Source organism: Citrobacter sp. W9, assembly GCF_026719375.1.
Lineage (GTDB): Bacteria > Pseudomonadota > Gammaproteobacteria > Enterobacterales > Enterobacteriaceae > Citrobacter > Citrobacter werkmanii.
This window is the reverse complement of the sequence record NZ_JAPPTE010000001.1, coordinates 165,299-191,761: the sequence shown is the minus strand read 5'-3', so window position 1 is coordinate 191,761 and position 26,463 is coordinate 165,299. Positions and strand designations below refer to the sequence as shown.

Here is a 26,463-nt window from a genome sequence, read left to right as displayed (position 1 = left end):
AATAAGCCCTCACACTATCACAGCCATACCCGCAAGGCTCCGCGCTCACCCGCAATTATGGCGATGCGTCAACTCTGCACCAGACGGTCGCTTAAGCACCGTTAGCCGGCATCGACATCTGCGATTTACGGCTCATCAGGATAAATACCGCCAGGCCCGCCAGCAAAATCCCCGGCGCAGACGCCGCCATCACGCCCACCGTTCCAGTGCCCAGCGCTAACATTTTCCCGGCCAGCAGCGGGCCGCTCATCGCGCCCAAACGTCCGACAGCGACGGCGGTGCCCACACCTGTGGCGCGAATCTGCGTGTTGTAAAATAACGGCGCCAGCGCATACAACACGCTTTGCCCACCAGTGGCAAACATCCCCGCCACAAATCCCGCCATCAGCATGCCGCTGAATGTCGACACCGTCCCCAGCGCCAGCAGCGAAGCCAACATCCCGGTGTAGATCAGCAGCGACATCACCACCGGACGCAGTTTGTCCATCAACGCCCCGAGAATTAACGTCCCGCTGGCTGCACCGATTTGCAGAGCAAACATCACGCCTGCCGCCTGCGAGGGTTGAAATCCCTGCTCCACCAGCAGCATCGGCAGCCAGTTGATCAGCATATACACCACCAGCAGGGTGAAGAAATAGCACAGCCACAGCAGCAGCGTAGCGCTCGCTGCTGCTGGCGCAAACAGGGCGCGCAACGGCGCGGCAGCTACCTGCGTTTGTTGGGTATAAACCTGCGATTCCGGCAGCCAGCGCATCAACAGCGGAACCAGCAGCAGCGGGATCACCCCACCAACCCAGAACACCGTTTGCCAGGCGGAGGCGAGACCGCTAAACCCAAGCGCCGCCGCTAACGCCGCGCCAATCGGCACGCCGCAGTACATCAGGCTCACCGCCGTGCCGCGAAAACGTGGCCCCGCCGCTTCGGAGGTCAGCGCGATCAGATTCGGCAATGCCGCGCCCAGCCCGACGCCGGTCATCAGACGGGCAAATACCAGCGACGAGAAATCCCAGGAAATCGCCGTCACCAGCGAGAACAGGCCGAACAGCGCCACGGAGGCAATGAGAATGCGCTTGCGGCCATAGCGATCGGCCAGCATACCGCCCACCAACGCGCCGGGCAGCAGCCCGAGAATACCGGCGCTGAAGATCCAGCCCATCTGCATTTTATCCAGCGCAAACGCCTGAGCGATACCGACGGCAGCGATCCCGGCGGCCTGGAGATCCAGTCCTTCCATCAGGGCGACTAAAAAACACAGCCCGACGGTCAACGTCAGGCGCCAGGATGCGGGGGTACGGGTAGTCATAAGATGTACCTCTGAGGTCACGATGCAGGAGAATCGCGGCTGATACGTTGCCAGCCGCGTAATCATTTTTATTTGCTGTGGCGCAGATCCAGCGCCACGTCGACGATCATATCTTCCTGGCCACCCACCATTCGGCGCTTGCCCAGTTCAACCAGAATATCAACCGCGCTCAGGCCATAACGCGCCGCCGCCACTTCACAATGACGCAGGAAGCTGGAGTACACCCCGGCATAGCCCAGCGCCAGCGTTTCGCGATCCACCCGCACCGGGCGGTCCTGCAGCGGACGCACCAGATCGTCGGCAGCATCCATCAGCGCATACAGATCGGTGCCATGCTGCCAGCCGAGCTTATCCGCTGCAGCGATAAACACTTCCAGCGGCGCATTGCCCGCGCCTGCGCCCATCCCCGCCAGGCTGGCGTCGATACGATCGCAGCCCTCTTCCACCGCAGCAATCGAGTTCGCCACACCGAGACTGAGGTTGTGGTGCGCATGCATTCCGGTTTCCGTCTCCGGCTTCAGTACCGCTTTCAAGGCGCGGAAGCGGGCGCGAATATCACTCATGTTCATCGCCCCGCCGGAATCGACCACGTAGATACAAGTCGCGCCGTAGCTTTCCATCAGCTTCGCCTGCTGCGCCAGATTTTCCGGCGTGGTCATGTGGCTCATCATCAGAAAGCCGACGGTATCCATACCCAGCTCGCGCGCATACTGAATATGCTGGGCCGACACGTCCGCTTCGGTGCAGTGGGTCGCCACGCGAACCACCCGCGCCCCGGCCTGATACGCATTTTTCAGGTCGTGAATAGTACCGATCCCCGGCAGTAACAGCGTGGCGATCTTAGCGTGCTGCACCACGTCTGCAGCCGCTTCAATCCACTCGAGATCGCTGTGCGCGCCAAAGCCGTAGTTAAAGCTGGAACCTTGTAAACCGTCGCCATGCGCCACTTCAATAGAATCGACCCGCGCATCGTCCAGCGCTTTCGCAATCTGGCGCACGTTTTCCAGCGAATACTGGTGACGAATGGCGTGCATACCGTCACGCAGGGTCACGTCAGAGATATAGAGTTTTTTACCGTTCATGCTGCTTCTCCTGACTGACGGGTGAGTGACTGCGCCATCTTCTCAGCGGTCGCCAGCGCGCTGGAGGTCATTATGTCGAGGTTGCCCGCATAGGCAGGTAAATAGTGCGCCGCGCCTTCCACTTCCAGATATACCGCGGTTTTGAGCCCGGAAAACTGGCCGATACCCGGCAGATTCACCGGTTTATCCTGCGGGATAACTTCAAACTGTACGCGCTGTTTCAGGCGATAACCCGGCACATAGGCCTGTACCGCCGCCGCCATCTCGTTGATAGACGCTTCAACTTCAATCTCGGAGGCCGCTTCGCTTAGCACATACACCGTGTCACGCATCATCAGCGGCGGTTCGGCCGGGTTGAGCACAATGATGGCTTTACCTTTTTCGGCGCCGCCGACCACTTCAATCGCCTTTGAGGTGGTTTCGGTGAACTCATCAATATTGGCGCGAGTGCCCGGTCCCGCAGATTTACTGGCGATAGAGGCAATAATTTCGGCGTAATGGACTTTTGCCACGCGAGAGACAGCCGCCACCATTGGGATGGTCGCCTGCCCGCCGCAAGTCACCATATTGACGTTCTGCTGATCAACGTTAGCCTCCAGATTCACCACCGGCACGCAGTATGGACCGATCGCCGCGGGCGTCAGGTCGATCAGGCGGATCCCCGGTTTAATGGCGCGCAGCGCGGCGTCGTTCTTCACATGTGCGCCCGCGCTGGTGGCATCAAACACGATGTCGATATCGGCAAATTCCGGCATGGCGATAAGCCCTGTCACCCCTTCATGGGTGGTGGCAACGCCCATACGTCTGGCGCGTGCCAGACCATCGGATTGCGGGTCAATACCGACCATCACCGCCATCTCCAGGTGCACGCCGTGGCGCAGAATTTTAATCATCAAATCGGTGCCGATGTTGCCGGAGCCGATAATGGCGACTTTACGCTTACTCATGACTGACTTCCTTTTGTAACCGCCGTTGAAAAAGTGGCGGCAACTGAACCAATACCGTCGATATGGGCTTCAAAACGATCGCCCGCATTCACTGATACCATCGGGCCTAACGCCCCGGTGAGAATGATGTCCCCCGCACGCAGAGGCTCGCCGAGGCTGGCCATTTTGCGCGCCAGCCAGACGGCGGCGTTGATCGGATGTCCCAGACATTCGCTGCCGCGCCCACTGGAGACCTCTTCGTTATTGCGCGTCATTTTCATTGCGCAATTTTTCAGATCTAACCCGGCCGGACGCTGCGCCGGCCCGCCGACCACATACACGCCGCAGGAGGCATTATCCGCCACGGTATCAACAAACTTTATTGACCAGTCGCGGATACGACTGCCGACCACTTCGAGCGCGGGCAGCACCCACTCTATGGCGTTATATAGCTCATCAAAAGTGGTGTCGGCATTGGGTAGATCGCGGTTCAGCACCAGCGCAATTTCCGCTTCAATACGCGGTTGCAGTACACGTGAAAACGGAATGGTGTCGTTATCGCCGTAGCACATGTCGGCAAACAGCGTGCCGAAATCCGGCTGATCGACCCCCAATTGCTGTTGCACTTTCGGGTGCGTCAGCCCCACTTTGCGCCCAACCACGCGCCGCCCGCGCGCCACGTTGTCCTGCACGTTGATGCGCTGAATGGCATAGGCCGCTTCGGCATTGTCCATGCCAATCAGTTCACGCAGCGGGGCGATAGCTTCTCCTTTTTCCTCTGCCAGGCGTAAATCGGCGGCTAACTGCTCAAGATTAAGATTCGTCATGTCCGTTCCTTAAGGGCGTGCGAGGAAGTTCAGCACCAGTTGGTTAAAGGCATCCGCATGTTCCCACTGCGCCCAGTGCCCGCAGTCGCGGTAGATGTGCAGTTCAGAACCGGCAATCCCGGAGAGCAGGCGCAGACCGGCGTCCATCGGCACGAACCGGTCGTTGCGGCCCCAGACAATCAGGGTCTGGGCCTTGATTTCACCCAGACGCGGGCTGAAGTCAGGGAACTGTTTCGGGTTGGCTTCCAGACTCTGGACAAAGTTGTCCAGGTGATCGCGGCGCGACAGCATGTTATTCAGGCGCGCCTCAAACAGCGCTTCAGTCAGGTCACTGGTGTCGAAGACAAAAATCTCCATCATCAGCTTCAGATTTTCGATGGTCGGCTCACGATATAGCTGATTCAGACGCTTGATGCCTTCGGTCGGCATCGGGGTAAACAGGCTCATGCCGCCCGTTCCACCGCCCATCAGCACCAGCTTGCCCACGTGCTCCGGCCAGCTCAAAGTAAACGCCACTGCACTGTGGCCACCCATTGAGTTGCCCAGCAAGTGGATTTTCTGAATATCCAGTTGATCGACCACGCTTTTCAGAATGCGAGCGTTGAGATCGGATCGTGACCCGCGGTTAACGATCCCATCGCTTTTCCCCCAGCCAGGACAATCCAGCAGGATCACCCGGTATCCGGCCTCAACCAGCGGATCGATGTTGCGGCTGAAGTTCGCCCAGCCCGTCGCGCCAGGACCTGAGCCGTGCAGTAGCACCACGGTCTCTTCGCCCTGCCCACAGTCATTGAAATGCACGCGTAAGGTTTCGCCTGCTTCCTGCACCTCCAGAAAACGGCTGGTGGCGGCTTCGGTTTGCGGTTGGTAAGTCATGATCTTCTCCTGCATATTCAGTTCTGTTTCAGTTCTGTGTGGTGGCGCTCAGGGAGCCGAATCCGGCGATCCACTCCGGGATCGGGCGATAATAACGACCTTCGCTGCGCCAGTTGCCAAAGGCAGAAATGGCGGCGAAGGCGGCAACCCAGGTTTTCACTTCGTGCGTTGATTTGCCCGCCATCGCGGATAGCTCTTCATTGCTGACCGCGTCCAGCTCCTGCAAACGCCCCTGCTCAAGCAGGGTCATAAAGCGGTTATCCCAGACGGGGTTAAGCGGGTGCAACGTGTGCTGGTCTTGCACAAATTTCTCGGCGGCACTGATCACTCGCTGCTGGCGCAATTCACGCTCGTTTTCGGGTAACTGTTTGCCGCTGCCGAGCAGGCGGTCGCGCATATGGGCATCGGCCTTTGCCAGCTCCGGCACCGGTGGCTGATGCGACAGGCCGCCGGAACCTAAAAACAACACGCGTTTATTCAGCGAACTGGCGAAACGACCAATGGCTTCACCGAGCATGCGGGTACGCTGAAAGCCCGGCAGCGGCGTGGCGACGCCGTTAATAAACACCGGTAACACCGGGACCTTATCCAGACCGCCGAGCAAAAACTCCAGCGGCTGCGCAAAGCCGTGATCGACCTGCATGTTGTAGGACACGGCAAGATCGATACCGCTTTTCATCACCGCATGGGCGCAGGCCTCAGCGAGATCGGTGGGCACCGGCAGTTCCCCGGCGGCACTGCCGAAATCGCCGATTGCGGTGGCCCCTACGCCTAAACAGAACGGCGGCATCACATCGTAGAAAAAACCGTTGTAGTGATCGGGGGCAAACAGCACCACCAGCTCAGGATCGAACGCCGCAATACGTGCGCGGGCGCTGGCGATCACGCCGTTAACTTCATCGAGCACGGCCTGCGCCGGGTCGACATAGCCCACCAGCGGCGAGTGGGAAAGACAGTGAAGATAAGCGTGCATATCAGGCTACCTTTTCAACAGGAAGATCGGTATTTACGCGGGTGAGCGTCATCACCGACGCCAGTTTATTCAGGGTGTTGCCCAGGGTTTGCGGAATAGCGATGGCAGCGACAAAGCGGTCCGGGCGCATCACCACCAGCGCGGCATTGTGTTGGGCAAACCACGCGCGCAGACGGTTTTGCGTATCGCCAATGCGGGTAACGCCGTCATGGTTATCCTGATCGATATGTATCTGCGTATCCGGCACCACCTGGATAAACCGCGTCCCCAGCGCCTGCCACTGCTGGATCTGCGCTTCACTCATGCCCCATAGCGGATTACAGCCCCAGCCAATCACCGCGAAATTCGGGCCAATGACGTTATCGAGCAACGTCACTTCGCCGGTTTCCAGCGTGACCTTCGGCTGGATAAACATCTTGCCGACTGGCGAGGTTTTCGCGTCACCTTCACGCACCAACGCCCCGATGTGGTACTGCGGCATCGGCTTAAATCGCATTTCAAGGAAGTAACGTTTGACCGGCGGAATGTAGTTCAACAGCCAGGAAACTCCGTCGCGCACCGCGCCGTGCCAGCGTTTTGGCGGCGCCAGCACGTTGCCTGCGGTAACCGACAAATCGATCATCGCTTTGGCATGATCGCGGCGCTCCTGCTGGTAGGTATCCAGCAGCGCATCACCGGCTTTGCCATTAATCACCAGCGCCAGTTTCCACGCCAGATTGAAGGCATCGCGCATACCGCTGTTGTACCCCTGCCCCTGCCAGACCGGCATAATGTGCGCCGCGTCGCCCGCCAGCAGCACACGGTCAATACGAAAGCGTTCGGCCAGCCGGGCGTTATGGGTGTACACGCGCTGGCGGATCAGCTCGACGTTATCCGGGTTCGGCAGCACTTTGCTCAAGAGTTGGCGCATATTCTGCGGCTCGCTAAGCTGGGCTTCGGTTTCCCCCGGCATCACCATAAATTCAAAGCGGCGCACCGCATGCGGCAGCGCGGCAGAAACATACGGGCGCACCGGATCGCAGCACAGGTACACATGCGGCGTACTCAGCGGATCGTTGGCGATATCCACTACAATCCACTGATTCGGCGCGGTTTTACCTTCAAATGGCACATTCAGCGAGCGCCTGACGTTGCTGGCGCCACCGTCGCAGGCCACCAGCCACTGGGCCTTCACCGTTTCCCGCTGGCCGTCCGGCGCTTTCAGGTTCAGCGTCACTTCACCATTTTGCTGGCTGAAGGCTTCCAGTTCGCGAGAAAACAGGCAACGCACGTTGGGGAAACGCGACAGCCCTTCCAGCATCACCGCATCCACCTGCGGCTGAATGAACGCATTGCGGCGCGACCAGCCAAATTCGTCGGTCATCGGCTGGATATCGGCAAAGCAGCGGCCTTTCGGGGTAAGAAAGCGCATCGCGTGCCACGGCGTGGTATGTGGCAAAACGTTCTCGACCAGACCAACGGACTGCATGGTGCGCAGCGCTTCATCGTCAATACCGATGGCGCGGGGATAGTCGATCAGCGTGTCGAGCTTCTCTACCACCAGCACCTCAATGCCCATCTGGCCAAGATAGTTCGCCATCATCAGCCCTACCGGGCCGGCTCCAGCAATCGCTACCTGCGCGGTGTGCTGCACTGCGGGTTGGATATCAGGATTTATAGTTGTCATTTCAGAACCTCACTACTCGGACAAAACGCAATTGCAGGCCCTGGTGAGGCGCAATTTGTTTTGTTAAAAATATGTGAATAATTTTTATTGTGCGGTCAGTATAGAAGTGAGTTTTTGCGCTACAATCAAAACATGCCTGGATGTGCACTAAGTGCACAACGTTGTTTTACCTATATATTTGTCAATGAATATGAAAAGTGACGACGGTACCGAATACAAAACCGTGCGCGGGTTAACGCGCGGGTTAATGTTATTAAATATGTTAAATCGGCTTGACGGCGGGGCCAGCGTTGGCCTGCTGGCAGAGCTGAGCGGCCTGCACCGCACCACGGTCAGACGTCTGCTGGAAACGTTGCAGGATGAGGGTTACGTCCGGCGCAGCCTGTCCGATGATAGCTTTCGCTTAACCATAAAAGTCCGTCAGCTCAGTGAGGGATTTCGTGACGAGCAGTGGATTTCTGCGCTCGCCGCCCCGCTGTTGGGGGATTTGCTGCGCGAAGTCATCTGGCCGACCGACGTGTCCACGCTGGACGTTGACGCGATGGTAGTGCGTGAAACCACCCACCGCTTCAGCCGCCTGTCGTTTCACCGGGCAATGGTCGGACGTCGTTTACCGCTATTAAAAACCGCATCCGGCCTGACCTGGCTGGCATTTTGCCCGGAGAATGAACGTCAGCAACTGATTGAAATGCTGGCCTCAAGACCAGGAGAAGAGTTCCAGTTAGCCCGCGAACCGCTGAAGCTCGACGCTATTCTGGCCCGCGCACGTAAAGACGGCTTTGGACAGAACTATCGCGGGTGGGATCAGGAAGAAAAAATCGCCTCCATCGCCGTTCCCATCCGCAGCGAACAGCGGGTTATTGGTTGCCTGAACCTGGTGTATATGGCCAGCGCCATGACCATCGAGCAGGCAGCGGAAAAGCATCTTCCGGCCTTACAAAAAGTGGCGAAACAGATAGAGGACGGCGTGGAGTCACAAGAGATTTTGGTTACCGGGAGGTGAAGTAGATCACATTTGTTGGCGGATTATCCAAAGCTTAAATAACCTTCCGCATTCCCGGTCTCCTTTAACGAGACCGGGATACAGAACAAAAAAATCGCCAGATTCGCTAGTTAAAGCTACATTGAATTCAGAACCAACTGGTATGACCACACAGATAAGGCTCAATGAATGAATTCAATAATAATACCCGTAAATGAAGGCGGATTTCTGTCCGCCACGATTTGGGAAAGAAGCGATGCCAAAGCGATCGTTATTCTTCATCCAGCCACGGCGGTTGTACAGGCGTTTTATAAGGGGTTCGCAGAGTACCTTTTTAACCAGGGATTCAGTGTCGTCACTTACGATTATCGGGGAACGGGCCGCTCGAAATCCGGGAAGCTCCGTAGCTACAGCATCTCAATGTCAGACTGGATCGAGCAGGACGTGGGCTGCATTACTGCCTGGGCTAAAACGCGTTTTCCCGGACTTAACCTGCTGGCGGTAGGACACAGTGTCGGCGGGCATGCGGTTCTGCTTTCCACGGCCACTTCCGCCCTGCACGCGGCCGTCATTGTGGCCTCCCATGCCGGGGTAACGAGCACAATAAAACAAACGGCAGAGAAAGTGCGGGTCTGGTGCCTGCTGCGTGTTCTGGCCCCGGTTCTTTGCCGTATCTTCGGGTATATGCCTGCCAGGCGCCTTGGGCTGGGCGAAGATTTGCCAGCTCCAGTGATGCTTCAGTGGGGACGCTGGAGCGCAATGCCGGGTTATTTCTACGACGATCCCGACTGGGATGCACGCCAACGGGCAAGTGAGATAACCTTGCCTTTACTGGTGATGGGTTTTGATGACGACCCGTGGGCTAACCCTGAAGCCATTGCATCCCTGATGGAGCCAGTGCAAAACGCAAAAATCGAACATCGCGAAATTCGGCACGCAGATTATGGTCTTTCTTCAGTTGGACACATGGGCTTTTTTCGAACGCGGAGTGCGGATAAATTATGGCCTATCGTCGGTCAGTGGCTGGCGAGACAGAGCCAGAATTGAGCCAGCAGATATTTAATTTTATTTTCTGCCGTACTGTCAGGCCAGATATACTTTTTATAACAAATCTAATCGTTAAAAAAATCTGCCACAATGACAGATTTCTTTAATTTAGAATTAGAGATTTGCAACGTTATGATATACTTTTTGAACATCGTCGTCATCTTCAAGAGCATCAACAAGCCCTGCAAAGATTTCTAAATCTTCTGGCGACAGTTCAATTTCTGATTGAGCAATCATTTCTAATTCTGTTGTTGAAAACTCTGTAATTCCCGCTGCTTTTAACGCTGCAATGCCTTTGTGAAGGTCGGTAGACTCAGTATAAATAATGATATTTCCTTCGTCTTCGGTGACATCACGAACATCAACTTCAGCTTCAAGCAAAATTTCAAAAACATGGTCAGGGTCAGTGCCTTTAAATACGATTACACCAGTATTGTCAAACATGTAGCTGACAGAACCTGCCGCCCCGATATTCCCGCCTTTTTTATTGAAGATTGAGCGAATATTAGCAATCGTGCGGTTAACGTTTGATGTCAGGGTTTCAGCGATAATCATGGAACCGCTTGGGCCAAAACCTTCATAACGCCCTTGCATGAACGTTTCGTCGCTGCCACCTTTGGCTTTATCAATAGCTTTATCAATAACGTGCTTGGGAACCTGGGCTTGTTTCGCACGTTCAATAACGAATTTTAAAGCTGTGTTTAATTCTGGGTCTGGATCACCTTGTTTAGCGGCAGCATAGATTTCCACACCGAATTTTGAATATACTTTAGACGTTGCACCGTCTTTAGCCGTTTTTTTACCAACAATATTGGCCCATTTACGTCCCACTGGAATACACTCCCCGAAAATTTATTTACATTACGCGCAGATTAATAAACCGCGAGTTTTCTCCACCATATTATATCATGATGTGTAAATTCTCGTCTATGAGAAATGAAAATATCAAAACTTCATGAGCTGCTACTTTTATTTAATTAATAATTAACATTATGAATAGGTTATTACCAGACTCCCTGCTGGTTCTTTTGTTTTTATCCTAACTAATTGGACCACAGTAATAATAAGGACGCGAAGCCAGCGGCGGCTTCAGCAATTACATAAAGTGTTCTGCTCTGGGCGAGCGGTTTCTTGCATCCTCAGCGCTCAGAGCAACACTATCCGCATGGGGCAATGAATAACAGAGTTGCGGCACTTATCAGTCTGAAGAGCTTCAGACCTTAAGCAATTTTACTGTCGCATCGATGTCGATTTCATCTTCGGAGAAGATCAGCGTCGTGCCCTGGAAAGTGGTGATAGCCAGTTTTTTCAGCTTACGCATTTCGCCTGGCTTCACCTCTGATTTCGGCCGGATGCTGTTCATCAGTACGCCGACAGACAGCACCGCGTTTTCTTTATCAATACGGGTTTCGACAGGAACTTCTTCACTGTATACCAGGTACGACTTGATCGCCGTGAGCTTCAGACGCTCGCCCGCGATATAGATGTATTTGCTGTCTGGTATGACTTTCACCGCATAGGCAGACAGACCTTTGTTGTTGGTGGTCGGTTCAAAGGTTACCGCCGCGTCTTTCTTGATTAGCTCAGGATTAGCAACCTTAATCACATGAAAATAGCGGTTATCGCCATTTTCATCTTTGATAAATCCAAAGCCTTTATCTTTAAACCACGTTGTGATTGTTCCGTTCATTGCTGTTTCCACCTGATTAAATCTAATACTCGCAGAGTATATCTACTGAATTTGCGCGCAGTGTAAAACACAGACCACGTCTTTGGCTACTCGTTACCCCAGCGATTGAGGAACTCCGCGATATCGTCGATACGCTGCGCGTCGACACCGGCCACGGTTGCCATCTCCTGCTGCGCTTCTTCGCTAATCTCTTCGTTGTTCATTAAACGGGTGATCAGTTGCTGGAAGTAGTGCGCCAGCGCATCGCGTTCGGCATCGTTTACCGGCTTTGCGGCTTCGGTCGCGTACTCGTCGGCGATATCATAATATTTTAGCGGAATGTCGTTATTCATGAGGTGCTCCGGGGTGAATGCGTGTGCCAGCAGTTGTCTGCCGCGTCTGATGTGAATGATAGCATTCTTATTTCATAGTTCGCGATCTGTTTTATTGGCTGTTACACATTACATATATCAACACTATTTTCTGGAGCCGCTTCGCATTTAATAAATATGCCATTTTTAAATGACGACAGTTTTATTAAGTACGGTGTGATAGCCATAGGTTAAATAGTGTAGTAGCAAAGGGGCACAAACACCTTTATTCCGCTTAATACATGACAACTTACAAGAAGCTGATTATCGCTGACACAAATTTTATGCCAGAACCCGCCGTTGCCCAGGCATATTCAGGTGTTTCACCAGATGCCCCGTAAAACCACGAGTTACTACGCAAAAAACCGCTTTCCCTCGGCACAGTAGGCTGACAGGTACGGCAAGTATTCACCTGCGAACGTAATCAGCGCAGGACAGTTCCGCCTTCACCCAGCTTTTCCCTGACCTGATTTTTCAGGGATTCAGCAGCCCGTTTCGCCGCTTCTCGGGCCTTATCACCGCTGAGTGAGTTATTCTCAACAACAACTCTTTCCGGTGCGCACCCCGTAACAATAACATTTTCCACTTTATTTTCAGTGACTTAAAACCAGTTTTCTCTGCTATACTTCCAGCCCACTAACTTTTTGCCCTGACGCGCCCTTTCAGCCAGTTACACCATTTCCCCCAAATCTGTTAAAGAATAGCTCCCAACACACTATGACCATCATCCTTCCATGCAGTCATAGACAATATTACACGGGCGATAGCTTCTAATTATTCAGAGGGTAAGCTTTTGAAAAATCATTGTACGTTTCATGAAGATGATAAAATTTTGCATCAGGGTCATTTTTCAGTTCTTCATATCTTTTCATTAGTTTTTTGAATAAACCCTCTGGTACAGGATAAGGATCTGCCTCATTTTTTGCACAGTAAAAATAGAAAAGCGCCTTTTCAAGCTCTGCAAGAGTTATATTATCCGTATTGCCTGTCAAATACTCAAATGCGTAAGACCACTGTTCTGACAATAATAAGAAATTCAGCGCCGAACCTTTAATAAAAACACCATCAATGTTATTTGAATTAATTATTTTTTTACAAAATGACAGACAGCACCCCGAATCTTTAACTAATAAATTACTGAGACACTCTAACGCATCATCCTCTGGGTCGTTAAAAGAGTTAGCCTCTACATAGCCATTAGCCAGGTAACTTTCTAAACCTTCAATATCCTTTGTGGTACTATTCACATTTATCATTTGAATGCTCCCGTATTAACAGTTGAAAGTCTTTTCGTGCCATCAGGTAATATTGCCCATGTAGCATAAACCCTTACGTTACCGTTAGGTCCTGATACGACAACAGATGTTTTTCTATTTGCAGACGTAGCCCCCTGAGCTGAGTCCAATAACTTATCCATTATCATGCTGTTATTACTGGCAGTATTCACTATACCTGCTTGCTCTAATACACGAGCCATATCTTGAGAACGCTCAATATTATGGATTTTTTTCTAACACTTCCATCCTTTAGCGTTATTTGGATCTTTTGCAAATTCTTTTTGGCTGCTAATTTTTGCATCTTTTAAAGAATTATATTCTATTTGCAAAGACTCAAGGTCACCGGAAGCTTTACCACGCATATATAGTTCAATCTTATCGACAGGTATTTTAGCATCACCTTTTACAGCCGTGATGTGATTTTTCCCATTTGCATCTGGGAGTGAGCTAACCTCGAAACTATTAGACAAGCGTTGTTTACCAGCCAGAACTTCTATCTTACTGGCCGCCGCAGCACCTATTACTGGTGCCATCGAAGCCGCTACAACCTTCATTCCATCATAAGTTTCAACGTATGCCTCTGCAGTCGCCCTATCGACCCCAAACTGCACTATGGCATAGTTCACCATCGCATCCTTCACCTGTTGTTGATTTTGTGCATCAACACTGGTGATATTCAGCAGGTTTACTGTCTGCCCGTAAGCATCCGGATACATGTCGCTGGCTTGGTTATTGTAGTTTCCGGTTTCATAACCTCCTTTAGCAGCAATAACCTTCAGTCTTTCACCGGCACAAGCCGCGCTGGCTGCCTGTCCATTACTGCATGCAGCGATTACCGCCTTATCACTGCTGATATCTTTTTCAAGCAATGCATCATATTTCTGCTGTGCCTTTTCGCGCTCTGCCGCATCTTTACTGTTTTTAAGCGTCTGTTTTGCTATCTCAAGCTCTGTCTTTTCAGACACGCTCAGGTAGTTATTCTCAACAACAACTCTTTCCGATGCAGGTTGCTGCGATAGACTCGGTTTTTTCCTGTTATTTCAATTTGTTGATAACAATTTTTGTCTATTGTACTTTCTCCCCAGGATTTTTTTGCGCTGTTAAGCGTTTTCGGGGTCACAGGCGCTACTGCCCCTCTGCAACAGAGTTGAACGAGCATGGCTGAACGGCAAGTCCAGCACACAACAGCACGCCACCACAACCGCCGCCTTAGAGCCGTAGGCGCATTATTACAGGGTTAGTTATCGACTCCGCTGCCGCAGTTTACCCTCAAGGGCCGCTGGCTGAAGACGCTAATCTTCTATACCGGACTGACAGTAGTGGTCACTGCCGAGAAGGGGGAGCTGGCTATTGAGCCGCAGCAGAAGGTCTAAAAATCCCGGCTTTTGATGGCCGGGATTTGCTTAACCAACTAATTTTTTTAAATATTTAAACGGTGGTTCACTTATATCTAACTTCATCTCTTCGATAAGTTGAGTTATTAACTCATACTCATTTTCAGTTATGGTGATGTCATACTCGCTTATATGGTCGCAAAGAATCTCAAAAGCAAGAGGCTCCTCGTCATATTGAATATAATCTAAAGCGCCATCAATTAAATCCGGATCTAATCGATCTTCAAGCAACTTTCCTAATTGACTGATTTTTAAACCAAACATTTAATAAATCCCTTCCTATTTTTTTATTGGTTTCGATGCCGGAGGTACAGGTTTATTATCGGGAAAGGCTGTAACAATTTTCCCTGTAGCCGGTTGATAAACAACACGAATACGGACACCATCTCTGACTTCATATGCGACCCATTTGGCAGGATCGCCCTTAGCGGTATACATACCACCGGTTCCTGTCTGAGCAAACCATTTGGTATCAGGCGACGTTGCTATATCACCTATCTCATGTACAACTTTGTCAGCTGACCAGTCTTTTGGATAAACCGTTTTCCCAGGGTTTCCGGGATAGAGATGACCACCACTAGTTGGACTATCGCCAAACAAAATATGTTGTTTAGCTTCTGGAGACAAAATGTCAACATACTTTTGATTGGAAGCAGATAAACCAAGATCGGTGCTTTTCGCGACGGTAAAAAATGCTTTAGCCGCCACATATTGCATTAATTTTGCTTCGCTGGTTGGAACTCCACTGGATATTATCTCAGCAGCTTTTTGAGGCGTCATTTGCTCATTTGAGAGAACAATATCTAACGGAACCCCGAAGAAGTTCCCCCATGCAGACAGTAAGCCTTTAACAGGATCTTGTCCTTCCGGCGTCTGTCCTTGGGCATTTTTCACTAAGGCCGCCGTAATTTCATCAGGAGAAGCTCCAGCCCGAATCATTGACCCTCCCAGCGATCCCTGAGAGTTGATAACATCCGTCAACCCTTTTGGCAGATTCTCCCAGCCACTGAGCGAGTTATTCTCAACTGCATTTTTCCCGGCCTGCGCACCTGCTGCGGCTGATGACGTACTGTCTCCTGCCAGACCACCGGCCATCCCTGCTGATATCGTTGCCAGCGCGCTGATGGTCTGCTTCTGATCCTCACGCAGTTGCGACAGGTCCTTCACATCAGGATACAGCATACCTGCAATCGCCCGGGCCGCAAGTTCGCCCGTTGCCGCACCCGCTGCACCCGCTGCCGCGCTGTTACCCTGCATCGCAGCCGCTGCGCCGCCCAGTATCGCGTGGGCAATGACATTTACCGCAGTATTGCCCTCTGTCGATTTAAGCAGATTCGCCAGCTCTGGTGCCGATGCCCCCGCCAGCGCGGCCCCCACATCACCGCCAGCCAGCCCCTGAAGCGCCGCCGTTGCCGCCTGAATTCCCCGCTGAATATCGCTGCCCGTGCCATACTTCGCCAGTTCTTCCTTGTACTTCGGTGTATCTTTCAGCTTATCCGCTGGCAGATTTGGATTGTCCCTCCGCGCCTCTTTGAGCGCAATAATCTCTCCCTGGGTCCTGGCGATATCGGCTGCCTGACCGCCAATGTCGCTGATGAGTCCCACCGCTTTCAGCCGGTTCTGCTCTTTCTCCTTGTCGAAAATCGGGCTGATGCTGCCGTTGGCGTGTTCCGTATCACGGCTCAGATTCGCCACGTCCTGTTTCTGACCGGTTTTATCACGGATAGTTATGGTGCCGTCTGCCACCGCCGCCTGCGTCGTGCCTTCCGCGTGGCCACTGTTGCCAGCGGCTGAAATCATTCCACCCGGCATGTTACCTTTAAACTGATCGCCGCCAAAAGCCCCGCCGCCGCTCAGGCTGGCTCCTGAATGACTGACCTTAAAGTCTGCTTCGTTGTGAATGTCCCTGAACCCCAGCGTTCCGGTATCAAGGCTGTTTTTATCCCCTGGCGCCGTCGAGGCGATTACCGTACCGTCCAGTTGTGTGTGACGTCCCACCACCACATCAAATCCGCCATCGCCAGCAAAAAGCCCGGTCTGCTCCTGCACCGAGTCATAAGTGCTTTTCATCTTGTCCTGGCTGGCACTGATATAGCCCGAACCGGTCATGCTGCCGAAGGTAAAACTGCCGCCTGCTGCTACGCTGTTCTGTTTCGATTTATAGTCGTTGCTGTCCTGCTGGCTACTCATCCACAGGTCGCGACCAATATTCGCCACCACTTTATCGCCGCTGACCTGCGCGCCATTCAGAATGGCATCACGACCACTGGCCATCGATACCGTGCCACCGCTATCAAGCGTGGTCTCAGCCCATGATGTACCGTTACCCTTCTCATGCCCTTTCGCCGCATTCACATTAGCGAAGACGCCAATACCATAACCATTGGCCCCCCCGCCAATACTGACGCCCACACCACCGCCGCTGCTACTGTTTTTCCCGGCCGTCTGCTGGGTGTTTGCCACTCCGCTCAGTACGATATCGTTCGCTGCCGCAAGCGTGGTATCCCCACCCGCCTTCAACTGGCTTGCGCCAATCAGAATATCGCCGCTGTTTCCGCTCTGACCTTTACCTGTCGCTACAATAGCCAGGTCGTTACCTGCATTCAGGGTGCTGCCTGCCACAGTATCACTCCAGGCATGCTGCTCAGATTTTGATTTCTGGGAAGTCAGGGAAATGCTGACGCCTATACCGTTATTCGGATCGCCACCGGCCTGAGCAACTGCAACACCCTGCGCCGCCTGCACGCCGGAAAGCGCCGCCTTCGTAGCCTTCAGCGCTGCAAGCCGGTCATCACTCTCATCTTTCACATCCTGCGCGGTTTGTACTGCACTGTTTATCGCAGCACCAGCAGCCCCCGACAGCGCCACCGTCAGTCCACTGGTTTTCTGCTCAAACTTCTCATCACGGGTGCGTTTGTCATGACCCGGTTCAATAAGTACGCTGTCGCCGCGAACAGCAATATCTTTCTGGGCGATGATATCCGCGCCGCCGAGATGTGCCTGCTGGCCCGCGGTGATACTGACGTTGCCCCCCGTTGAGCCGACAGTACTGAAGCTCTCGCTTTGGGTGGTGCCTTGTTCACGCAGATCGTGCGTCGTTTTACTGCTACCGATAGTGAAACCGATCCCGCCCGACCCCATCAGACCGCTCTTTTTAGTCTCTTTAAAGCGCCATGAAGTATCGGTATTGGTGGCAGCAACGATATCCACATTGTTGCCAGCTCCCAGCGCCACATTGCCGTCACCGGCAACGGCTGAGCCCTGTACCAGAATGTTATTCCCGGCGGCGACCGTCACATTGTTCCCACTCAGCAGCGCGCCTTTTTCCCGCGTAGCGCTGTCTTCTTCAATCGTATGGGTAGTCTTTTTACTGAGGAATCCTTTTTTGGTTTTCGTGGTTTCCTGGTAGTGATAATCGCTCTCTGTGGCGGTCGTGAGATTCACATCCCGGCCTGCCGTTACGCCGATATCGCCGTGCGCCGTAACATCCGCTGCCTGTGCGTTTACATCACGCCCGGCAATAATGACGGCGTCGCCGCCGCTGGCAATTTCCGTTCCCTGTTGGCGTACGGCGTCATTGACCACGGTTTTCTTCTTCGCACGATAACTGTCACCGTCTGTCGTTGCTTCAGCCAGCAGGTTGACATCTCGCCCGGCCAGCAGACCGACATCATTCTCCGCAGCCAGCCCGGCCGCATGGGAATTAATATCCTGACCCGCTTTCAACAGCAGATTGTCACCCGCTGCCACGGTGGTACGGGAAAGCCCGGTGCTGTGCGATTCACTGCCGCCGTTACGGCTACTTTGCTGAGTGGAGCCCGCATTCAGATTAAGATCGTTACCCGCTGTAAGCTGAGCATTCCCCCCCGCGTTAACATCGCTGGCGGTGACGTTGAGGTTATTTCCAGCATTGATACCGAGCTTACCGCCCGAACTGATGGTGCTACCCTGCCAGTCCACTGACGAACGCCCCGTCTCTGTTATCCAGCGTCCGGAGTGGCTCCGGGCATCGTTAATCTGGTTGGCATTTACCGCAATATCTCCCCACGCATCCATCAGCAATGAACCGCCAGCAGAGAGATTCGCGCCAGTAACGGTGATATCTTTACCTGCCGAGAGCGACAATCCATCCTGCGCGGTAATGGATGCCACAGACCCCAGCAACGTATCTTTAAAGCTCACATTGCGGTATTTATCCCTGGCACTCACATCAATCTGTTCCGCCAGCGTCAGGTTATTGATGTTGCCGCCCAGACTTTCCAGCGCCACCGTTTTTCCGCTGATGGCGGAGCTGACGTTATTGATATCACCCATCGCGCTCAGGTCGAGATTGCCCCCGGCCTGCATCAGACTATTGTTAAGGTTATTAATACTGTTTTGGCTGTCGAGGGTGAGATCGTTTCTCGCCAACAGCGTACTGCCGGAGTTGGTGATATTCCCGCTGGTCAGCTGAACATTATTCCCGGCAATGACGCTACCGTTATTCACGGTGATATCTTTCGGCGAGAGATACAGCTTCGGTATCATTACCGTTTCACCGTTGACGGTCGCGGCTTCCCACCACAGCATGCTGTGCTCAAGGGACGCGATTTGATCGGCCGTCAGCGCCACCCCAAATGTCAGTCCCAGCGACTGCTGGGTACTGGCAGCGCTATCCATCAGATAACGCATCTGGTCAAGGTCAGAACCAATACCGTTGATGTATCGACTTCCCGTCTTATTCAGCATGGCGTTGCTGACATAGCGGGTATCGAACGCCGCATCACCGAGGAAACGGTAGTCATATTCCGGGTTCAGTTTGAGACGATCGAGCATATAGGCCGACCCAAGGAACTGGTTTTGATCGGTATACGCAATATTGGTTTCACGCGGCGCTTCGCCAGGTTTGATACCCAGCATCGCATTCAAATCACCAAACAGGCTGGGATCGAGCTGACCAAGACCGTTCAGTTTCGGGTTAACGTTGATCAGGTACGGGCTTTTCGGATCGTCAGAGACGACGAAATACCCGTTCTTTCCGGAAGGCAACGGATACGCGCTGGTATCCACCGTTTTGCCCTGATTTTGCCCGGCAGTATTCACGCCCTTCTCGCCTGGGTTAATCAGGCCATTGAGTTGGCCGAGGCTGGCGTTACCTTTCTGCGTGGTAGAAACAGGGTTGAGCGTAGAATCTGATACGCCGCCGCTTTCCAGCGCGCCTGCGCCGTTAATCTGCTGCAATGCGTCATGCAGTCGATCGTTCCACTGAGGGGAACTGACGCTCACCGTGTCATTGCCTGCCAGTGCCTGCTTTTGCACCCCATTACTGATGGTTTGGTTGCTGAGGGTGTTGAGGGTTGGGGTAACGATGGTATTGCTAACCCGTCCCCCACCAGAGGTTGCGTTTTCGTTGCCAATAGAAGTAGTAAACCTGGCGTTTACATTACCGCCCGCCTGAATCACCGAACGGTACGTTTCTCCCCCTTCCTGAACCCGGTCATGCCCTTCCAGGGTAAATGTTATTGTGCGTTCTTTAGGAAGCACAATAGTTTCACCTTTACTGTTTCTCCCCTCGTTATAACGCGGAGGTAACACATCTATATTATTTACGGCAAATTTCTGACGTGAGTATTTCTCTGGGGTATAGGTATAAACCAGATAATCAGTAAGCGTCCCGGACTGCCAGCTCTGGTTATTGAATGTGCTTCCTGAAAGGTCGATATGATTGTTTGCCAGAATAGTACTGGCTGCGTTATCCAGCGTGTTTGCGCCAATTGACAGATTTCGCCCTGATGAAATACGAGCTGCGCCGCCAGAGCTGGAAACCTCTGTTTTTAGCTGGCTGGAAATGAATTTCTGCGTCGCCGTGTCTTTAAACGGTGCGTAGTAATACTGGTAATAATGGTGATAGCTACAGGCTCCATGTGCGTTACAGGCTCCTGATTCTGTTGTGTAGGAATAACCATTAACACCATAGGATCCTGACGGTAATTGGCTTATATCAACTTTTATTGTCGCATCACCTATCCCTGGAATACTGTTTGCTCCAGCTATTTGTGTCTGGTTTGTTTTCAACCCATCCCGCTGGTTCAGCAGATGTCCTGTTTTTATCGTGATATCACCGTTCTGGGTTTCGATATTGCCGGAAGTGTTGACCACTTCGCTGTTGGCATTGCCCGCAGCATCTCGCTGCATCCACAGATTGTTGCCCGCGAGGATATCGCCGCGCTGGTTGGTGATAGTGTTCGCATAAAGCGCCAGATTATTTGCCGCGTACAACAGCGCCGTATTGACGATGGCGCCCGGTGCATTGAGCGTCAGAGAGCCACGCGTTCCGGTGAAACCAGCGACTGAAATATTACCGCGACTGGCCAGCGTAATATCGCCACCACCCTGTAACGTTCCGGCGGCATTGAGCGCTACGCTGTCGCCGCTAAGATAACTGACGCCGCTGCCAGTTGTAATTTGCCCGTTATTGCTGAGCTGTCCGCCCGCCGTCAGGTTGAGCGATTGCCCCTGAAGCACGCTACGGTTATCGATAGCGCCATCGCTGGTAATGGTCAGTGTTTTACCCGCGGCAAAAGCGCTTTGCGCAGTAAAACCATTCACCAGCTTCAGCGTCAGATTACCCAGCGCAACCACCTGTCCCAACGCACCCAGCCCGCGACTTTCAACGAACAGGTCGCCGCCGCTGAACAGTTTCCCTGCCGCATTCTGATTAACTTCGCTGGCATTCACACTCAGTTGCGAGTTGCCTAACAGCGTACCGTTATTCGTCAGTTGCGCGTATTTCACCGCCAGTTGACCGGCCTGCGCGGTTCCCTGGTTGGTAAACCGGGTCCCTGCAAGCGTGGCGCTATCGGCCAGCCAGTTACCGTCATTGGTGGCCGTTGCCGCATTCAGAATGAGGTTTGTCGCCTGTAACCAGCCTGCGCCGGAATATTCTGCCGTGGTCAGCGTCATTCCCGCGTCGGAAAGCAGTTTGCCGTCATTGAGCGCGCGTGTTGTGGCGTTAAGATGGGTCTCTCCACCGCCCTGCATTAAACCGTAGTTGGACAGCACTGGCGTAGAAAGCGAAAGCCCCTTCCGGCTGACAATCTCCCCGGAAGCCTGGTTTATCAAATCACCGCTCAGCGACAGCGTTGCGCCATTATCCCCTTGTAGTCGTCCGCTGTTGGTCAATGCGCCGGTCGTCATGCCCAGCGTCGCCCCCTGAATTTTTCCATCGTTGGTGACTGACGCCGCAGTCAGATCCAACGCGCCGCCGCTCAGCATACTGCCCGCTTTCTGCTGCCTGACCGCGCCGTTCATGGCAAGCGTGAGCGCATTTACGCCGCTAATCGCCGCGCTGTTATCAAGGGTTGCCCCCTTCAGCGTAAGATTTTTCGCCGTCCATTGCCCCGAGTTAGTCAGAGAAAGCGCCTGTAGCGTCGCGTTACCAAGGGCGGTAATTTTGCTGCCGGCCGCAGAAGTCAGGCTATTTGCGAGCGTAAACTGCAGGGCGTCGGCGCTTTGTATTGCCCCGTTGTTTGTCAGCGTTTGCGCACTGAGCAGAACGGACTGTCCCTGCCACGTGCCATTATTCGTCACATCGCCAGAAGTGAGTTTCAGCGCTCCCTGCGTCAGCAGTGAACCACCTGCTGCGTTAATCAATTCCTGTTGCGGTGAAGCCATCGCCATTCGCGCCATCAGACGCTGACGAGCCTCCAGCGTCAGGCTTTGCAGGCCGGTCAGCGTGCCCTGATTGTGGATCCGGTTTTGCTGCAAGGTCAGGGTATTTCCCTGTACCGCGCCACTGTTATCGAACTGTGCGCCGTCGAGCGTTACGTCGCTCTCGCTGAGCAGCCTTCCACTGTTATCAAGCTGCTGCGCGGTTAGTGACATTCCACCATGGCTCATCACATCGCCTGATGTTGTAAGGCCGTTGTTTACAGTAGCCGTCAGATTACCCAGGCTTATCAGCGATCCTTTGTGCAGCCAGTTATCAGCGGTCAGCGTGAGCTGCTGCCCCTGCAGCGTTCCTTGCGTCGTTATATTGCCAGCATCAAAGGTCAACGCGCCGCCGCTCAGCGTACGGGAGGTTATCCCCGTCGTGAGTACATCGCCAGACAGCGCAAGCCCGTTCGTCCCCTGCCACAGGCCTGAATTGTTTAACGTCGAGGCAGCAAGAGTCAGCCTGTCACCGGCAATACGTCCGGCACTGTTGATATCATCAGCCGTAAGCGCCAGTGCGCCGCCACTTTGAATGTGTCCGGGGTTGGTAAGTCGCCCGGATAGCTTGCCTTCCAGGCCATGTAAACCGTTAAGCACGCCGCTGTTATTCAGCGAGTCGGCAGTAAATGTCAGGGTATTTCCCTGCAGTACGCCGGCGTTTTCCATCGTACCGGTATGCACCAACAACGCATTACCGGCCAGCCATTTACCTGTGGTATCCGTGGTGAAGGTATTCGCAGAAACCGAGGTACTGTCGTTGCCCTGCACCCGTCCGCTGTTACGGATTGATTTTCCATCCAGAGCGACACTTGTCGCCGCCAGCGTACCGCGGTTATCCAGGGATGCAGTATTCATCGACGCCCCCTGTTTCGCCACCAGGTTCCCCTGATTTTCAACCGAGTTTGCCAGCGTCAGGTTCAGGGAGTCGGCCTGAATATCACCTGCGTTAATTAATGTGCTGCCGCGCAGCGTGAAGCCGGTATTCGCCAGCAGCAGACCGTGGTTTTCCAGTGAGTCGAGGTTTAAATCCAGCCCCGCACCGCTGACCAGTTGCCCCTGCTGACCATTGAACAGATTGCGGGTGGTGAGCTGTAGCGCCGAATTACCCTGCACAATGCCGTTATTCATAAGCTCCGGCACGGAAATACTCAGGGATTTTGCTGCAATCGTGTTGTCGTTAAACAACTGCGCCGCAGCCAGCTCGAACAGGTTGAGACTGCGCAGCGATCCCTGGTTATCCAGTCGCCCGTTAGCCTGAATTTTCAGGCTATCCAGTGCCTGAACGCTGCCGCTATTGTGCAGGTTATCCAGTCTGATCGCCGCCGTACGGCCCTCCAGTTGGCCATCATTTTCGAAACGTTTTCCGCTAAGCTGTAGGTCTTCACCGCTGGTCACCTGCCCACCCGCAAGGTTAGTGAAGCGACTGCCATCCCAGGCCAGCGCCTGATCCCCCTGCAGGATCCCACTGTTGCTGAGATCGCCATGTAATGCCAGCACCTTCGCCGCCAGCATTCCGCTGTTATTCGCACTGGCGGCATGCAGTGTCATACCCTGTTGACTGAGTACATTACCCTGGTTAGTGAACGCGTCGTGTACTGTCGCCGTTACCCCCGTTTCACCCAGCGCATTACCGCTGTTTTGCCACGTATTTGCTTCCAGATTCAGCGTGCCGCCCTGCAGCAAGCCGGTGTTGTGCAGGGTCTGATTCTTCAGGCTCAATTCACCCACCGACAACACATTCCCGTCGTTTTTCACGTCCTGGCTGTTTAGCGCGAGCATTTCGGCGGCCATGAGTCCGAGGTTATCTGTCTGCTGTCCGTTAACAGACAATGACGTGTCCGCCAGCAGGCGCCCCGCGGCCTCGTTTTTTACCGTCGCATATTCACTTTGCAGATTAACGCCGTTAATTTCTCCGCCGTTAACCAACTGGCGACCATTGAGATGCAATGAACCGTCGCTGGTAATCAGCCCATGGTTGGTCAGATACGGTATATCCAGCGCCAGAGAATGCCTGGCATAGAGCGAGCCGCCGCTCAGGTTATCTAACTTATCAATCTGTAGGTCTATTGCCGCGTTACCCTGCATCAGACCGCTATTCACAATATGCTGACTGTGGAGAGTTAGCGTGTCGGCTATCAGAGAGCCGCCGCTGGTCAGCAGTTCAGGTGCAATAATCGAGATGCGTTCAGCGCTGGCGCTGCCGTTATGAGTCAGCGTCGCCGCGCTGAGCGTCAGGGTATCTGCCAACAGTTCGCCATGGTTATCAACTGACTGCTGCGCGCTGAAACCAACGCGTGCCCCGGTGGATTTTCCGCCATGACTGAGCCGGTCAGCCGTCACATCCAGCGAACCTTTTGCCGCCTGTACGCCGTCCAGCGTCACGCTGTTGCCGGTAATCGCAAGGTCCAGACCGCTCTGTAAATGACCGTCTTTGCCGGTAGTCAGTTGCTTTGCGCCGACGTTAAGCGCACCGACGGCATTAACCTGACCGTTCAGGTTAAGGTTTTGCGTAACGTTTAACTGTATGTTTTGTTGCCCGGCGATCAACGAATCTTTCGCGGCGGTGAGATTTTCAGCATTGAGCGTTACCCCCTGATTGCCAGAAAGGACGCCATATTGTTCAACTGACGCGGCCTGCACCGTTAGAGTGCCATCAGAGAGCAACTTTCCACTATTACGCAGCGTGGCATCAGCCCGGATATCCGCATCGTTTTTCGCGCTCAGGATCCCCTGCTGGTTCAGCGCTGCCGTCTGTACTGAAAGCTGGCTGCCGCTCGCCAGCGTGCCCATATTATCCAGCGAGCCGCTGCGGACCGATACGCTGTTACCCTGCATCAGACCTGTGTTGCTAAGGCTGCTGACAGAAGCATCAAGACTGCCGTTTGCCGCCAGTTGACCACCATTAACGAGGTGGTCACCAGAGAGAGATAAAGCATCTCCCGCATTGACCTGTCCCTGGTTGTTCATTTCGCTACCGGTCAGGCTTAATGCGCCTTTCGCATCGGCCCGACTGGCGTTATCCAGTGCTATGCGCTGCGCCTTCAGCGTTAATCCATTACCTGCTGAGAGCAATCCCCCTTTCGCCGACAGATAGCCCTTACTGTTAAGGCTAACATCAGCATCACTACCCAGCGTGGAACGGGTCAGCGTCAGTCCATGAGTACCCTCGACATCCAGTTTTTCTTTACTGGTCAGGCTGCCGTCGGTAACTGTCAGCGAGCCGTCACTGCGCAGTGAGGTGTTTTTCTGGCTAACCAGAGTGGTTGCAGCAACGGCTACATCCTGTTTAGCAGCCACCTGCAACTCGCCAGCTGCGGCAATCCCACCACCATCGATCGTCACCTTGCCATCGCTGCCCAACTGCACGTTTGCGCCGCTGGAGAGATTTGCATCCTGTAGCGCTAACGCCCCGGTACTGTTGATGGCCATCCCGCTCCCGGTCTTATGACTACCGGTTAACGTGACGCCTTCGCCCCTGGCAGAAAGACCACCATTTGCCAGACTATTGCCGATCGTTAACTTCCCGTTAGCATTGAGGGTGATATCACCCTGACGGGCATTCAGATTCCCGAGGTTGACCCCCAGCCCTTTCTCGCTGGAGACCAGGTGAATTCGGTTAGCATACATGCCACCTAACGCGCCGGTGTCTACCGCAATTTTCGGTGCTTCTCCTTCGCCATTCAGCGGGCTTGTCTGGCCATTCGCCGCAACGCGATTCGCGCCGGCGATAACCGTCAAATCTTTGGCGTGTAGCGCAGCATTGATTTCCGTGGCGCGGGCAATAATCGACACTGCATCGCTCTGGCTACCATCCAGCCCCTTACCTTCGATGGTAATACTGCCCTTGCTTACCTCCAGCGACTGCAGGTTGCCATTGGCGTCCAACACAGGTTTACCGGTGGTCAGGGTGGCGTTAGGCGTGTTGATAAATCCACAACCATTACAGGTAATGCCATAGGGGTTAGCGACCATGACGTTGGCGGCTTTCCCCGCGACTTCGGTATAGCCCTGCAGCTGTGAACGGTTAGCGCCGGTAACTTCGTTGATGATCCCTGAAGCTTCCTTTCCTGGCTGTAGGTTTGGGTTATTCTGGATAATGCCGCCGAGCTGGGTTTGGGTAAATTGCCCGGTCGCGTTGTTAAGGATCAGCCCCTCTTTTCCCACGTTGTAGTCGTTATATTTATTGTGTGAAATCCCGGACTGGTTCGGTGTGGCAATATTCACCACCGGAACACCATTGGCGGCTTTATCCATCTGCGTATTGCCTTCAGGCGTGATGACGGCAGCCATCGCCGGGAGCAGTGGTTGGGTAGCCAGCAGAAAACTCAACATGCCGCTTAGCAAACGCTGGGAAAAACGAACCTGATCCTTTTTCATC

The 26,463-nt window shown here is 53.6% G+C and carries 16 protein-coding genes and 1 pseudogene; 2 read left to right on the top strand and 15 right to left on the bottom strand.

Going from position 1 to position 26,463, the window contains the following annotated elements:
* Positions 1-91: 91 nt before the first annotated feature.
* From mhpT to OOJ59_RS00850, 7 genes are all read right to left on the bottom strand, one after another.
* Positions 92-1,303 (bottom strand): 3-(3-hydroxy-phenyl)propionate transporter MhpT, encoded by a 1,212-nt coding sequence (gene mhpT / locus OOJ59_RS00880; protein WP_160955596.1) that lies wholly within the window; start codon positions 1,301-1,303, stop codon positions 92-94.
* Positions 1,304-1,371: 68 nt separating this feature from the next.
* Positions 1,372-2,385, bottom strand: coding sequence for a 4-hydroxy-2-oxovalerate aldolase (gene mhpE, locus OOJ59_RS00875; RefSeq protein WP_160955597.1), 1,014 nt, complete (start codon positions 2,383-2,385; stop codon positions 1,372-1,374).
* Positions 2,382-3,332, bottom strand: a complete 951-nt coding sequence (mhpF, locus tag OOJ59_RS00870) for an acetaldehyde dehydrogenase (protein ID WP_038638040.1) — start codon at positions 3,330-3,332, stop codon at positions 2,382-2,384. Before mhpF ends, mhpE begins: the two co-directional genes overlap by 4 nt.
* Positions 3,329-4,138 (bottom strand): 2-keto-4-pentenoate hydratase, encoded by an 810-nt coding sequence (mhpD, locus tag OOJ59_RS00865; protein WP_160955598.1) that lies wholly within the window; start codon positions 4,136-4,138, stop codon positions 3,329-3,331. Before mhpD ends, mhpF begins: the two co-directional genes overlap by 4 nt.
* A 9-nt stretch (positions 4,139-4,147) precedes the next feature.
* A complete protein-coding gene (gene mhpC, locus OOJ59_RS00860; RefSeq protein ID WP_160955599.1) occupies positions 4,148-5,014 on the bottom strand; it encodes a 2-hydroxy-6-oxonona-2,4-dienedioate hydrolase in 867 nt (288 codons plus the stop codon).
* A 28-nt stretch (positions 5,015-5,042) separates the two neighbouring features.
* Positions 5,043-5,987 (bottom strand): 2,3-dihydroxyphenylpropionate/2,3-dihydroxicinnamic acid 1,2-dioxygenase, encoded by a 945-nt coding sequence (gene mhpB / locus OOJ59_RS00855; RefSeq protein ID WP_038638031.1) that lies wholly within the window; start codon positions 5,985-5,987, stop codon positions 5,043-5,045.
* 1 nt (position 5,988) lies between these two features.
* On the bottom strand, positions 5,989-7,653 hold the full coding sequence (locus tag OOJ59_RS00850) for a bifunctional 3-(3-hydroxy-phenyl)propionate/3-hydroxycinnamic acid hydroxylase (RefSeq protein ID WP_160955600.1): 1,665 nt from the start codon (positions 7,651-7,653) through the stop codon (positions 5,989-5,991).
* 190 nt (positions 7,654-7,843) lie between these two features.
* On the opposite strand from OOJ59_RS00850, the gene OOJ59_RS00845 reads away from it, so the two are divergent.
* Complete coding sequence (locus tag OOJ59_RS00845) at positions 7,844-8,656, top strand: DNA-binding transcriptional regulator (RefSeq protein WP_159121184.1); 813 nt, start codon at positions 7,844-7,846, stop codon at positions 8,654-8,656.
* Positions 8,657-8,824: 168 nt separating this feature from the next.
* Positions 8,825-9,682, top strand: a complete 858-nt coding sequence (locus OOJ59_RS00840; protein ID WP_069323915.1) for an alpha/beta hydrolase family protein — start codon at positions 8,825-8,827, stop codon at positions 9,680-9,682.
* 114 nt (positions 9,683-9,796) lie between these two features.
* Here the strand turns inward: OOJ59_RS00840 and OOJ59_RS00835 are convergent, their stop codons facing one another.
* The 8 genes and pseudogenes from OOJ59_RS00835 to OOJ59_RS00800 all read right to left on the bottom strand — a co-directional run bounded on the left by OOJ59_RS00835 (position 9,797) and on the right by OOJ59_RS00800 (position 26,462).
* A complete protein-coding gene (locus OOJ59_RS00835; RefSeq protein WP_038638023.1) occupies positions 9,797-10,513 on the bottom strand; it encodes a YebC/PmpR family DNA-binding transcriptional regulator in 717 nt (238 codons plus the stop codon).
* Positions 10,514-10,895: 382 nt separating this feature from the next.
* Complete coding sequence (locus tag OOJ59_RS00830) at positions 10,896-11,372, bottom strand: cold-shock protein (protein ID WP_038638021.1); 477 nt, start codon at positions 11,370-11,372, stop codon at positions 10,896-10,898.
* 86 nt (positions 11,373-11,458) lie between these two features.
* Positions 11,459-11,704 carry a YmjA family protein gene (locus OOJ59_RS00825; RefSeq protein WP_069323914.1) on the bottom strand — a complete coding sequence of 82 codons (246 nt, stop codon included), beginning with the start codon at positions 11,702-11,704 and terminating at the stop codon, positions 11,459-11,461.
* Positions 11,705-12,146: 442 nt separating this feature from the next.
* Positions 12,147-12,308: a hypothetical protein gene (locus tag OOJ59_RS00820; RefSeq protein WP_185655533.1), complete on the bottom strand. Its 162-nt coding sequence runs from the start codon at positions 12,306-12,308 to the stop codon at positions 12,147-12,149.
* 184 nt (positions 12,309-12,492) lie between these two features.
* Positions 12,493-12,978, bottom strand: coding sequence for a hypothetical protein (locus OOJ59_RS00815; protein ID WP_199963876.1), 486 nt, complete (start codon positions 12,976-12,978; stop codon positions 12,493-12,495).
* Positions 12,975-13,994: pseudogene (locus tag OOJ59_RS00810) on the bottom strand (DUF6862 domain-containing protein); the annotation flags it as partial. The pseudogene OOJ59_RS00810 and the gene OOJ59_RS00815, both read right to left, overlap by 4 nt.
* Positions 13,995-14,402: 408 nt before the next feature.
* The gene (locus tag OOJ59_RS00805; protein ID WP_085047669.1) at positions 14,403-14,657 is read right to left on the bottom strand and encodes a MafI family immunity protein; all 255 of its coding nucleotides are present in this window, start codon (positions 14,655-14,657) and stop codon (positions 14,403-14,405) included.
* 15 nt (positions 14,658-14,672) lie between these two features.
* Entirely contained in the window at positions 14,673-26,462 is an 11,790-nt protein-coding gene (locus OOJ59_RS00800) for a hemagglutinin repeat-containing protein (RefSeq protein WP_268063313.1), read from the bottom strand.
* Position 26,463 lies beyond the last annotated feature (1 nt).